13 protein-coding genes are annotated in these 12,047 nt (G+C 71.2%); 8 read left to right on the top strand and 5 right to left on the bottom strand.

Annotated features, from left to right (window positions below; translation table 11 throughout):
* Nucleotides 1-19 precede the first annotated feature (19 nt).
* From ACFYYJ_RS38155 to ACFYYJ_RS38145, 3 genes are all read right to left on the bottom strand, one after another.
* A complete protein-coding gene (locus tag ACFYYJ_RS38155; RefSeq protein ID WP_389139140.1) occupies nucleotides 20-616 on the bottom strand; it encodes a CBS domain-containing protein in 597 nt (198 codons plus the stop codon).
* Nucleotides 617-733: 117 nt separating this feature from the next.
* On the bottom strand, nucleotides 734-1,603 hold the full coding sequence (locus ACFYYJ_RS38150; protein ID WP_389139138.1) for a universal stress protein: 870 nt from the start codon (nucleotides 1,601-1,603) through the stop codon (nucleotides 734-736).
* 32 nt (nucleotides 1,604-1,635) lie between these two features.
* Complete coding sequence (locus tag ACFYYJ_RS38145; RefSeq protein ID WP_389139136.1) at nucleotides 1,636-2,304, bottom strand: CBS domain-containing protein; 669 nt, start codon at nucleotides 2,302-2,304, stop codon at nucleotides 1,636-1,638.
* 265 nt (nucleotides 2,305-2,569) lie between these two features.
* Between ACFYYJ_RS38145 and ACFYYJ_RS38140 the strand changes: the two genes are divergently transcribed.
* The 5 genes from ACFYYJ_RS38140 to ACFYYJ_RS38120 all read left to right on the top strand — a co-directional run bounded on the left by ACFYYJ_RS38140 (nucleotide 2,570) and on the right by ACFYYJ_RS38120 (nucleotide 8,985).
* The gene (locus ACFYYJ_RS38140; RefSeq protein ID WP_389139134.1) at nucleotides 2,570-3,478 is read left to right on the top strand and encodes a universal stress protein; all 909 of its coding nucleotides are present in this window, start codon (nucleotides 2,570-2,572) and stop codon (nucleotides 3,476-3,478) included.
* Nucleotides 3,475-4,332, top strand: coding sequence for a universal stress protein (locus tag ACFYYJ_RS38135; protein ID WP_389139132.1), 858 nt, complete (start codon nucleotides 3,475-3,477; stop codon nucleotides 4,330-4,332). The genes ACFYYJ_RS38140 and ACFYYJ_RS38135 overlap by 4 nt, the downstream gene beginning before the upstream one ends.
* Before the next feature lie 7 nt (nucleotides 4,333-4,339).
* Nucleotides 4,340-6,916, top strand: a complete 2,577-nt coding sequence (locus ACFYYJ_RS38130) for a cation-translocating P-type ATPase (protein ID WP_389139130.1) — start codon at nucleotides 4,340-4,342, stop codon at nucleotides 6,914-6,916.
* Nucleotides 6,913-7,167, top strand: coding sequence for a DUF1918 domain-containing protein (locus ACFYYJ_RS38125; RefSeq protein ID WP_385124550.1), 255 nt, complete (start codon nucleotides 6,913-6,915; stop codon nucleotides 7,165-7,167). Before ACFYYJ_RS38130 ends, ACFYYJ_RS38125 begins: the two co-directional genes overlap by 4 nt.
* Nucleotides 7,168-7,254: 87 nt before the next feature.
* Nucleotides 7,255-8,985: a GAF domain-containing protein gene (locus tag ACFYYJ_RS38120; RefSeq protein ID WP_389139127.1), complete on the top strand. Its 1,731-nt coding sequence runs from the start codon at nucleotides 7,255-7,257 to the stop codon at nucleotides 8,983-8,985.
* Between the two features lie 45 nt (nucleotides 8,986-9,030).
* Here the strand turns inward: ACFYYJ_RS38120 and ACFYYJ_RS38115 are convergent, their stop codons facing one another.
* Nucleotides 9,031-9,495 carry a Crp/Fnr family transcriptional regulator gene (locus tag ACFYYJ_RS38115; RefSeq protein ID WP_389139125.1) on the bottom strand — a complete coding sequence of 155 codons (465 nt, stop codon included), beginning with the start codon at nucleotides 9,493-9,495 and terminating at the stop codon, nucleotides 9,031-9,033.
* A 224-nt stretch (nucleotides 9,496-9,719) separates the two neighbouring features.
* Between ACFYYJ_RS38115 and ACFYYJ_RS38110 the strand changes: the two genes are divergently transcribed.
* Complete coding sequence (locus ACFYYJ_RS38110; protein WP_385358676.1) at nucleotides 9,720-9,956, top strand: SHOCT domain-containing protein; 237 nt, start codon at nucleotides 9,720-9,722, stop codon at nucleotides 9,954-9,956.
* A gap of 56 nt (nucleotides 9,957-10,012) precedes the next feature.
* Nucleotides 10,013-10,483, top strand: a complete 471-nt coding sequence (locus ACFYYJ_RS38105; protein ID WP_385358677.1) for a pyridoxamine 5'-phosphate oxidase family protein — start codon at nucleotides 10,013-10,015, stop codon at nucleotides 10,481-10,483.
* Between the two features lie 545 nt (nucleotides 10,484-11,028).
* Here ACFYYJ_RS38105 and ACFYYJ_RS38100 read toward each other — a convergent pair.
* Nucleotides 11,029-11,520 carry a CBS domain-containing protein gene (locus ACFYYJ_RS38100; RefSeq protein ID WP_389139122.1) on the bottom strand — a complete coding sequence of 164 codons (492 nt, stop codon included), beginning with the start codon at nucleotides 11,518-11,520 and terminating at the stop codon, nucleotides 11,029-11,031.
* Between the two features lie 175 nt (nucleotides 11,521-11,695).
* Between ACFYYJ_RS38100 and ACFYYJ_RS38095 the strand changes: the two genes are divergently transcribed.
* A complete protein-coding gene (locus ACFYYJ_RS38095; protein WP_389139120.1) occupies nucleotides 11,696-12,028 on the top strand; it encodes a hypothetical protein in 333 nt (110 codons plus the stop codon).
* Nucleotides 12,029-12,047 lie beyond the last annotated feature (19 nt).

Genomic DNA, 12,047 nt, shown 5'->3' with positions numbered 1-12,047 from the left:
TGCCCCCACCGACCTCCGGTCAGGCCTCCGCTGCCTCGCCGTTGGTCAGCCGGTCGTCCACGGCGACGACCCCGTCGACGCTCTGACAGAGCCGGAGGACGACCGGCAGCAACTCGCGCCGTGGCCGAAGGCCGCTGAGGGTCACCAGACCGTCCTCGACCGTGACGGTGATCGTCGACGGGGCGATGTGCAGCGTTCGTGTGAGGACGTCCTCGACGATCTCTTCCTGGATCGCGTGGTCACTGCGGAGGAACAACCGGATGAGGTCGCTGCGGCTGAGTACCCCGATCACACCGCCCTCCGCGTCGACGACGGGCAGTCGCTTGACCCCGTGCCGCCGCATGACGCGGGCGGCGCGGACCACACTCCACTCGGAGCGTGCCGTGATCGCCGGACTCGTCATGAGTTCCCCGGCAGTTGCCGCACCGCCGTCGGGCCGCCGGTCGAGCAGGTCGGCTTCCGAGACGACGCCGACCGGATGCCGCGATGCGTCGACGACGGGTACGGCGGTGATGTCGAACTCCTTCAGGAGCCGGGCGATCTCCTTGAAGGCGGTGGTACGGCGCACCGTGACGGCGTGGGGTGTCATCAGGTCCCCGACGCTGCGGTGCCTCATGGATCGTCCCCCGAGCCCGGAAACGCCGGAGTCCGTCTGCACGCTCACGACGCCGGTCACCCGCCCGTCATCAGGTCGTCTGCGGTGAGCCGATGCCGCTGCATCGTTGCGCCTCCCTCATTCGTGGGCCACGACGGCCACCGGGGCCGCCGCGTGGTGCAGGACCGCGTGCGTGACAGGGCCCAGCTGCGTGCCGAGCGGGGAACGACGCAGGTGGCGGCCCACGACCACGAGCCCTGCGCCTTGCGAGGCCCGGACGAGATGGCCGCCGGCGGATCCCATGAACACACTGTGGCTGACGTCCACGTCGGGGAACTTGTGCCGCCAGGGCATCAGCATGTCCTCGACCATGTGCGTGACGCTCCTGTTGACGTCCCGCTCGTTGTCCGGGTCGAAGAAGGGGACGTACGCGTAGGCGGGTGGCATCTTCCAGCTGTGTACGGCGCGCAGCGGGCAGTGGCGCCGGGCGGCCTCTTCGAAGGCGAACGCGAGCACGAGGTCGCACGATTCACGGATGTCGACGCCCACGATCACCTCGGCGTCGGAACCGATGCCCGGGCCGTCGGGGTCGTCGGCGACCCTGATCAGCACGACCGGCGTGTCGGTGGCGACCAGGGTGGACACCGCCACCGAGCCGATGATGAAGCCGACCAAGCCACCCAGGCCCCGCGATCCCAGGACCAGCAGTCCGGCATCGGCGGCCTCGGCCGCGAGGGCCGCCGCCGGCCGTGCCGCGAGGCAACGGGTGGCGATCTCCAGCTCGGGATGGCGCCGTTGCAGTTCTTGCGCCGCCTCGGTGAGGGCGTGATCGGCCCAGCGGTCCACGTCCTGGCGTCCCAGGCCCGGGAACACCGGGTCCAGGGGCCAGTCGACGGCGTGCACGAGGCGCAGCGCAACCCGCCGGAGAACGGCCTCCTGTGCGGCCCAGCGTGCGGCCGCCCGGCTCTCTGGAGAGCCGTCGACGCCGACGATGACGTGATCGCTCATGGCTGGTGCTTCTTCCGTGCGGGACGGTCCCGTCACCACTGCGCGGCCTGGCGGGGCCGTCCGGCCTGAGTGGTCGGCGCGTCGTCGGTCCGCGCCGTGACGCGCGATGCCACGGCGACGACCCCGTCGAGCTGCTCGACGAGGCTGACGAGTGCCGGCAGCTGGCTCTGCAGCTCGACGCGGCCGTCCAAGGTGACGATGCCGTCCACCACGTGGACCTCGATCTCACCGACGGGCACGCCGAACACGCCCCTGAGGACCTCGTCGTCGACCCGTCTGCGTATTTCGGAGTCGGGTCGGACGAACAGGCGCAGGAGGTCCCTGCGGGTGATGATGCCCACGAGCCTGTCCTCTTCGTCCACGACGGGCAGCCGCTCGATTCCACGGCGGGTCATCAGCCGGGCGGCATCGGCGGCCGTCTCCTCGGCGCCAATGGTGACCGCGGGTGCGGACATGACGCCGTCCGCCGTGGGCGGGACGGTCGGTGTGTCGGCCTCCCTCGCCGGACGGGGGGCCGGAGCCGCGCGGGCCAAGAGGTCGGTCTGGGAAACGACACCGACGACGCGGTCCTCTTCGTCCAGCACGGGGAGTCCGGTGATGTCGTATTGCGCAAGGAGCTTCGCGATGTCCTTGAAGGCCGTTTTCGGAGTGACGGAGACGACGTCTGCGGTCATCAGGTCGCCCACCTTGATGTGCTTCATGAGGCCCTCCTGCTCCGCCACGCCACGCGGGCCTGTGTGCGGGTCGGGTGTGCCCCCACCATTTCGCCGATGTCCGCCGGTGAGCGAGGGCCGAATGGGTCCCGTCCCGGGGGCCGGGCGGGCCATGGCCCCCGGGCCGAGCGGTGGCGCGCGGAACGATGGGGACCTTTGGTCCCGATCGCGGTCCCGGGCGGCCCTCTCCAGGGTGCGTCGCGGGTGTCAGCGTGAGTGGTGCCCCTCATCGGCTTCTCGGTTGGGAGGAACCGTGGAAACTACCTTCCGGACCCCGGATGCCAGCTCGGTGGTGGTTGGCGTCGACGGTTCGAAGCCGGCACGCACCGCCGTCATGTGGGCCGCGGCGGAGGCCGTACGCCGCGACCGTCCCCTGCACATAGTCCACGGGGCCGACACCGACGGCCGGGCCCTGTACGTGTCGGCGGAAACCATCGAACGGGTGTGTGCCAACGGACGGGAACTCCTGGACGAGACGGCGAAGGTGGTGACCGACGAGTACCCCGGTCTGCGGGTGAGCACGGAGTTCAGCCGGTCCGACGCCGTCAGCAGTCTGCACCGGGCCGGGGCCCTGCACGGCACCATCGTGGTGGGCAACCGCGGCCTCGGGGGATTCGACTCGCTCATGCTCGGTTCGGTCGGCCTGGACGTCGCGGCCGCCGCGATGACCCCCGTCATCGTCGTACGCGGCATCGACGGCGCCGAGGAGACCGGAACCGTCCTCGCCGCCGTCCGTGACGGGCACGACCTCCTGTACGCCCGGTATGCCGCGTCCGAGGCCGAACTGCGCAAGGGATCCCTCCGGCTCCTGCACGTGTGGAACATCATGCAGTCCGTCGGTCTGGTGGTCGGCATGCTGGACGGCGTCGACGAGATCGCGGGCGCGCACGTGGAGGCCCTGCGTGCCGTCACCGACGCGGTCCGCGACGAGTTCCCCGACCTCGAGGTGCGGGCCGACGCGGAGAAGAGCATCTCCGTGGCCGGCGTGCTGGTCGAGGCGTCCCGCCACGCAGACCTGCTCGTCATGGGGGGCCGACGGGTCCCCGGAGCCCTCGGGATCGGCCGCAACCTGGGCAGGGCCACGCACAGCGTCCTGCACCACGCGCACTGCCCCGTCCTCCTCATCCCCCGGACGGGCAGCGACTTCGGGAGCCGGTCATGAGCGGTCATCGAGGCCTCGACATCGTCGTCGGGATCGACCCGGCCAGGGACTGGCACCTGCCCCTCGCCTGGGCCGCCGACGAGGCGCACCGCCGACGGCTCCCTCTGCGTCTGGTGCTCGCGGTGCCTCCCGAGCGCGGCACCGACCACGTCGACGGCACCCCCGGCCACATGGCCCTGCGGCAGACAGGAGCCGACAGACTCGATCAGGCCCGAAACTGGGTGCACGACCGGCAACCGGAGGTGGGTGTCACATGCGACCTCCTCCACGGGTTCCCCGCCCCTGCCCTGGGCGGGGTGGCCGAGGAGGCCCGCCTGATCGTGCTGGGTTCGCGACACCTCAGCCGCACGGCGGAGTTCTTCAGCGCGGGCTCCATCGTGGTCCCCGTCAGCGCCCAGGCCCGCTGCCCGGTCGTCGTCGTCGGCGACGCGGAGCACATCAGCCGGCAGCCGCCGTACGTGGTCGTCGGTCTCGACGGCAGCGCGTCCGCCACGGCTGCCCTGGTGTTCGCCTTCGACGAGGCTGACCTGCGCGGAGCGGCACTCCGGGTCGTCTGCGTGTGGCAACCGCCGGTCTTCATGCCGAACGACGCGGAAGCCGCCCTGCAGGCCCGGCGCGCACTGCTTTCCGAGGCCACCGCAGGACTGTCGGACAAGTACCCCGACGTGCACGTCACACACGAGGTCATGACGGGCCACCCGGTCGAGGAACTGGCGCGGGCGGCCGAGCACGCCCTGGCCGTGGTGGTGGGTCGCCGGGGTCGCGGCGGATACACCGGTATGCGCATCGGTTCCGTCGTCCACGGTCTCCTGCACCGTGCGCACTGCCCGGTGATCACCGTACCGACCGAATGACGCCGCCATGACCGTCCCTACGACCGCCACTCGGCCCGCCGGCTCCCCGGCGGGACCGGGGCTCACGCAGGCCGAAGCCGAGCGCCGACTGGCCCGGTACGGCAGCAACGAGGTGGCGCCACCGAGCCCCACGCCGCTGCACCGACGGGTCCTGGCCCAGCTGCGTGACCCGCTGATCATGGTGCTCCTCGGGGCCATGCTGCTGACCATGGCGATCGGGGACCACCCTGACGCCGTCGTCATCGGCCTGGTGGTCGTCTTCAACACGACCGTGGGAGTGGCACAGGAGGTCCGGGCGGACCACGCCGTCGCCGCGCTCTCCGCTCTTTCCGCCCCACACGCGAGGGTGCTGCGCGACAGCACCCCGCACGAGGTGCCGGCACGCCTCGTGGTGCCGGGCGACACCCTGCTGCTGGGGGAGGGGGACATCGTCGCCGCAGATGCCGACCTGACCGAGGCATCCGCGCTCCTGGTGGACGAATCCATGCTCACGGGCGAATCCGAGCCCGTGGACAAGACGGCGGACGGCACGGTCAGCGCCGGCACCGTCGTCGTGCGTGGCCGAGGTACGGCAACCGCGACTGCCACCGGCTCGGCGAGTGCCCTCGGGCGAATCGCGGCACTCCTCGACACGGGCCGTGACCTCACCCCCCTCCAGCGCCGCCTCGCCTCACTGGGCCGGATCCTCGCGGCCGTGACCATCGCCCTGTGCGTGCTGTTCTTCGCCCTGGGCCTGGTACGCGGCCTCCCGCTGAGCACGATGGCCGTGACCGCGATCAGTCTGGCTGTGGCCGCGGTGCCGGAGTCCCTCCCCGCCGTGGTCACCCTCGCCCTGGCGCTCGGAGCGCGCCGGATGGCGGCCCGCAACGCCTTGGTCCGCCGCCTGCCGGCCGTGGAAACCCTCGGCTCCGTCAGCGTGCTGGCCACGGACAAGACGGGCACCCTCACCGAGGGGCGCATGGCCGTCCAGCACGTGTGGACGCCCTCGGGCACCGCAGACATGACCGGCAGTGGCTACGAGCCGTGGGGAACCCTGACCCGAGAAGGGAAGCCCCTGGCGGCGGACCGGCTGCGGCCACTGCAGGAGCTGCTCACGACGGCGGCCCTGTGCAACGACGCCGGGCTGCGGCCACCCGGAAAGGACTCGGACACCTGGACGGCCGTGGGCGACCCGATGGAGGCCGCGCTGCTGGCGGCAGCCGCCAGAGCGGGCTGCCCGGACCAGGCCGCCCTGCACCGAGCCTGTCCCCGGTTCGCGGAGGCCCCCTTCGACAGCCTCCGCAAGCGGATGACGACGCTGCACCACCTTCCCGACGGCAACGTTCTGGTATGCCTCAAGGGCGCGCCGGAGGCGGTGCTGACGGCCGAGGTGCTCGCCGTACCGCGGGAGCTCCTGGACGAGGCCCGCCGTCAGGCCGCCCTCCTGGCCGCGCAAGGCTTCCGGGTCCTGGCCGTGGCAGGCATCGAGCGGCTCGTGTGGGACCGCCCGGCGACCGAGGCCGAGCACGGTCTGGGCCTCCTCGGCCTCGTCGCCATCAGCGACCCTCCCAAAGCGTCAGCCGTCACGACCCTGGAGGCATGCCGTAAGGCGGGCATCACCCCCGTCCTGATCACCGGTGACCATCCGGCCACGGCCCACGCCATCGCCGTACGTACCGGCCTCGTCCAGGACGGAGCCCCCAGTGAGATCCTCACCGGGCCCGAGCTGGCCACGACCCCGGACACCGACCTGACCGCGGTCCGCGTCTTCGCGCGAACCGATCCGCAGCAGAAGCTGGACATCGTCCGCGCGTGGCGCGCCCGGGGGGCCGTGACGGCCATGACCGGGGACGGGGTCAACGACGGTCCCGCCCTCCACCAGGCGGACATCGGTGTGGCCATGGGCGCCCGCGGAACCGAGGTGGCCCGGCAGGCGGCGGACCTGGTACTCACCGATGACGAGCTGTCCACCGTGGTCAAGGCCGTCGAGGAGGGCCGCCGCGTCTACGACAACATCCGGCGCTTCCTCGTCTACGCCATGGCGGGCGGAGCCGCCGAGATCCTCGTGATGCTGGCCGGCCCGGTGCTCGGCCTGGCCCTGCCGCTGCGGGCGGGACAGATCCTGTGGATCAACCTCCTCACCCACGGGCTGACAGGCGTGGCCATGGGCGCCGAACCCGTCACTCCGCAGGCCATGCGCCGTCCACCGCGCCCGCCCGGACAGCACATCCTGGCCGCGGGCGTCTGGCAGCGCCTCCTGGTGCTCGCCGCGGTCGTGACGACGTTGAGCCTGGCCGCCGGCCTCGCCGCGCGTGCCATGGACCTGCCCTGGCAGAGCGTGCTCTTCCTGGCCCTGCTCGCGGCCCAGCTCGGCGTGGCCCTGGGCCTGCGAGCCCGGCTGCTCACCGGGCAGAACCTCTTCCTCCCCGCCTCCGTGGCGGTCTCCGCACTCTTGGCCGTGGCCGCCCTGCACGTGCCCGAGCTCCGGTCCCTGCTGGGCACCGAGCCCGTGGGCTGGTCCGGCACGGGGCTCGCCGCCGCGGCCGGCCTCGGGGCGTTCATCGCAGCCCGGATCCTCCGTCGAGCGTTCCACAGAAAGGCATGATCATGAAGACGTACGTACCGGGAACCGGTGTGCACGCCGAGGTGGGCGACCAGATCGTCGTGGGCGGCCCCACCGTCGGCACACCGGGCCGTGACGGTGAGGTCATCGCCCTCCACCACGAGGACGGCACTCCGCCCTACGACGTGCGCTGGTCCGACACCGGCCGCACCACCGTGTTCTTCCCCGGACCGGACGCCCACGTCCGGCACCTGCACACCGAGCCCGGCAGGCCCCGTCGTACGGAGCCGTAGCGCCCTGACGGGAAGGGAAATCCGCGTTCGCCGGGATTAACGTGGAGGAGGTGGTACTCCACCGCTTCGGTCGACCGGAGGTGGCACATGAGCGCGGACGGCCGGCCCGTTCTGGGTGGCGTGCCGCAGCTGCGGCTGGACGAACTCCTCGAAGAGCTCCAGGTACGCATCGACCAGGTCCGGGGCACGCGCGACCGGCTCAACGGCCTGCTGGAGGCCGTCATGTCCGTCGGCCGCGAGCTGGACCTGCCGCAGGTCCTGCACGGCATCGTCGAGGCAGCCGTCGTCCTGGTCGACGCCGAATACGGCGCGCTCGGCGTCATCGGCGACGACCGGAGGCTCGCCGAGTTCCTGCCCGTCGGAATCACGGACGACGTTCGCGCACGGATCGGTGACCTGCCGTCCGGCCACGGCATCCTCGGCGAGTTGATCCGCCACCCGGAGACCCTCCGCCTCTCCGAGCTGTCCGAGCATCCGGCCTCGTACGGATTCCCGGCCCACCACCCGCCGATGCACTCCTTCCTCGGCGTTCCCATCCGGGTGCGCGAGGACGTCTTCGGCAACCTTTACCTCACCGAGAAGCGCGGAGGCCTCGACTTCGACGAGGAGGACGAGGCGGTCCTGTCCACGCTCGCCGTCGCGGCCGGCATCGCCATCGAGAACGCCCGCCTCTTCGAGGAGGTCCGCGTGCGCGAGCGCTGGTTGACGGCCAGCTCGGACTTCACCAGCGCCCTGCTCTCCGGAACCGTCCGGGAGGAGGTCCTGGAGGGCATGCTGGAGCGCGCCAAGGACATCACCGGCGCCGACATGGGTGTCTTCTACCTGCTCGGACCGTCGGGAGAGCTGCGCGGCTCCCTGGCCCTGGGGGACGGGGCGGAAGCGCACCGGGGCATCGTCATGCCCAGCCCGGCCGGAACCCTGGCCGAGGCCGCTCTGGCGGAGGACGGGCTGATCACGGTCGCGGACGTCGAAAGCGACCGGCGCGTCACCGTCCAGCCGGAGCGGTGGAGGGGCTTCGGCCCGGCCGTCGCCGTCACCGTCGGCACCAAGGAGAAACTCAGCGGGGTCCTCATCCTGGCGCGTCGCCGCGGCCGTGCCGCCTTCGCCAGGGCAGAGGTGGCGGCCCTCCCCGGCTTCGCCGGCCAGGCCGCCCTCGCCCTGGAGCTGGCCGAGCGGCGCCGCGACGCCGAGCAGATGAGCATGCTCGAAGACCACGACCGCATCGCGCGCGACCTCCACGACCTCGCCATCCAGCGCCTCTTCGCCACCGGCATGACCCTGCAGAGCGCCCAGCGGTTCGTCGAACACCCGGAGGCCTCCGAACGGCTCGCCCGAGCGGTCGACGACCTCGACGCCACCATCAAGATCATCCGTTCCACCATCTTCGGACTCCGGGACCACGATGGCCCCGGTGCATCACCCAAGCTGCGCTCCCGCACCGTCCAGGCCGTGGACGAAGCGGGAGCAGCCCTCGGCTTCGCACCGGCCCTGCGCATGGAAGGCCTCATCGACACGGACGTACCACCCGAAGTAGCCGATGAGGTACTCGCGGTGGTCGGGGAGGCACTGACGAACATCGCCCGCCACGCCCGGGCCACCCGTGCCGAGGCGTCGATCGTCGCCGCCGACGGCGTCCTCACCGTCACCGTGACCGACAACGGCGTCGGCCTTCCCGAAGGCGGCCGACGCAGAGGGCTGCGGAATCTCGCCGAACGTGCCGAAAGGCTCGGCGGCAGCATGAAGCTCGGTGCGCCGATGGACGGGGAGTCGGGAACCCGTCTTGAGTGGTGGGTTCCGCTGACGTCGCACATGGCGTGACCGACCGCCACCGGCAACTGAGTCCGATCCCCGTGGGCCGGGGTGTCAGAGAAGACTGCCGCTGCCGTGGGGCGCGTACAGGTCGAGCAGGCGGATCCGAGCGGCTTGCAGCCGATGGGCGAGGACTTGCCCCACCCAGTGGCCGAGGGCCGAGCCGAAGGCGCTATCGGCGTCCATCAGGGCTCGGACCCCCACCGCGTCGAACTCGTAGGCACGGACCGGTGTCATCGCCTCGGCGCCCAGGCGCCACGTGTACGGCTTGAACAGCCACGAGCAGCCGACCAGCTCACCGGCCCCGAGGGTTTCGATGACAGCGGCGCGCCGACCGGGGACGTGGACGTCCAAGGTCACGGTGCCCGACCGGACGATCCAGAACCGGTCGGCATGACCCCCCTCCTGGAAGAGGCGGGTCCCCTCATCGAAGTTGACCTCGTGGGCAAGCTCCATCAGGCGGGAACGACGGTCGACCGGCAGTGCGGCATTGATGCGAAGGGGAGAAGGAGCGCTCATGAACGGCCTCCTGATTCGGGTCGGTCTCCAGTCTCTGTGAGCGGGACTGCCCGGGGCATGGGTCCTGTGGGCCCCGGGCAGGTACCGAACGGCCCATGCTCCGATCGCCGGGAACGGGGACGCTGGAAGAAGACGGCCTGATCGCGGCCGCCGTTGCCACTGGACCTGGCAGGTGCGAGATGTACTGGAACGGCCACGGCATGGGTGCTTGGGGATGGTTCGCCATGTCCTTCACCCAGCTGATCGTCTGGATCCTGATCCTGACTGCAGTCGTCCTGATGGTCCGGACCTTCAGACACGACACAGCCGGCCGATCGGCTTCCGAGCCGGGGGCCGCTTCGTCCGCGAGGGCCGAGAACCTGCTGGCAGAACGATTCGCCAGAGGGGAAATCGACGACGAGGAGTTCAAGCGCCGACTCGCGACTCTGCGCGGCAACGCCCCTGGCCCAAAGGGGTGGTGAGATGTCCACCACGAGCCCGATGCCATGGCCCGCCTGCTGAACGGAGGGTGCCCACGATGGAGAACCGCCCGGTCGGCAGCGCCGCCGCCGCGCCTGCCGGCCCTACCGCCCGGAGGCGAACGAAAGACCTCGGCACCGAGGAGGCGCTGCGGCTGCTCGCGACCGTCGGACTGGGCCGCATCGTGTTCACCCGCCATGCGCTGCCTGCCGTGCGCCCCGTCAACCACCTCCTCGACGGCGGTGACATCATCGTCCTCGTTCAGGACGGCTCGACACTGGCGGCCTTGCTCACGGTGGCTGACGGCCCGGACGTCGTCGTGGCCTACGAGGCCGATGCCATCGATGCCGGCACCCGTCTGGGCTGGAGCGTGGTTGCCACCGGCTATGCCAGTGCCGTCACCGACCCGGCCGAGCTGAAGCGCTACGCGCAGCTCCTGAAGCCCTGGGCCGACGCACCGTCATCAGGTGCCGTTCGGATCAGACCGGGCGTGGTGACCGGCTTCAGGCTCCAGGCAGACGATTCGTAGCGGTCGGCTCCTCGCGCGCTTGCCGTCCGAGCGGAACTCCGCAGGGCACGATGGTTCGGCAGACGTCACCCGTGAGTTCCGGAGGTCCTGTGCCGAAGCGTGGCCGGATCACTGTGGTGCCGCCCGCTACCGAACGGAGTGGCTCACGGCGACGTGCTTGCCGGCGTCACGGTCGCCGCGTACCTCGGGTGAGTTCCGCCGTCTCGCTGCCTTCCGCCGCCGTGAGCTCCTCCTCGCCCTGGGCTGCACGCTCGGCGTCCTGACCCTCAGCAGCCGGTCTCCCGGGGTGCCCCGGGGTGAGGGGAGCGTGCGGAACGCGTCGAAGCGCCCCCGTCCGATGTCCGCCGGTCGCTCCTGCCTCCTCCAGTGAGAGAAGAGCGCTCTCTACCGCCGTGACCGACACGTCCGACGAGCGCGAGGGCTGTCCGGGGCCGGAAGGGGACCGTTCGGCCCCGGCGGGCACCGCCGGGCCGTGGTGTGCTGAAGGTGACGGAAGGAGTCCTGTGAGGATGCGGAGAAGCGGCTGAAGGCCGTGCACCGCACGATCAGGATCCGCGAGAAGCGGGCGGGCTCTTTCCGTCCGTTCGTGCGCGCGGGCCGATCTCGTCCCGGGGGCCGGGGGGCTCCTCGAGGACGCTCCAGGCGACCGGGCCGAGCAGGTCCGCCACCCTGCGGAAGACGTCCATCAGCAGGTCGTCCACGGTCAGCATGCCCACGACTCGCTGCCCGTCCAGGACAGGGAGGCGCCGGACGCCGCTGTTGCGGAACGTCCTGTACGCCGCGTGGATGTCCTGGGCGGCGTCGACGGTTACAGCCGGTGTGGTCATGACTTCTCCCACGGGATCATCACGGTCGAACCCTCCGGCCACGGCGCGCATTGCGATGTCACGGTCGGTGACGATGCCGCGCAATGCCTCTCCCTCCGTCACGACCACGCAGCCGACGCCGTGGACGTCCATGCAGCGGGCTGCCTCCCCGATCGTCGTCGCGCTGTTGACGGACACGGCGGGCGCGGACATGGATGCGGATACCTTCATCGTCCGGCTCCTTCCCACTGGATCCATGTGGCTGACGGTAGGCCGCGGTGCCGGAGTCGGCGAGGGCCGAGCGGACCCCCGTCATGGGACCGGATGGCCCTGTGGGGCGCTGCCCCCGCGGCGGACCATGACATGCAGACAACCGATATCCATGCCTGTTCCGAGGTGATCCGACATGGCATCCACAACATGGACCACCCCAGGGGTGTTCACCGGCCCCGGCGGGGTGCTCACCGCCGAAGCCGGATCCCTCACCGGGGAACTGACGATCCGCACCACCTGGGACGCCGAGCGGGCACACGTTGCCGTCCAGTACGTGGGCGCGTCCGAGTGGTGCACGCTGGTCGGCAGTCCCGTTCCCTGTCCGTCGGTCGAAGCGGCCCGCTCGGTGCACCAGTGCGCGGTGGAAACCGTACGCACCGGGGGATCCGTCCCCTTCGTGCCCTGGCCGCTCGATCCTGCGATCACCCGCGGAATGGACGAGGTGCCGGCTCGCCCATCCGGATGAGTGCACGTCGATGAGCCGG

The organism is Streptomyces sp. NPDC002467 (assembly GCF_042889825.1).
GTDB lineage: Bacteria > Actinomycetota > Actinomycetes > Streptomycetales > Streptomycetaceae > Streptomyces.
The sequence above is the reverse complement of the archived record's forward strand: the minus strand, read 5'-3'. Positions and strand labels throughout refer to the sequence as shown.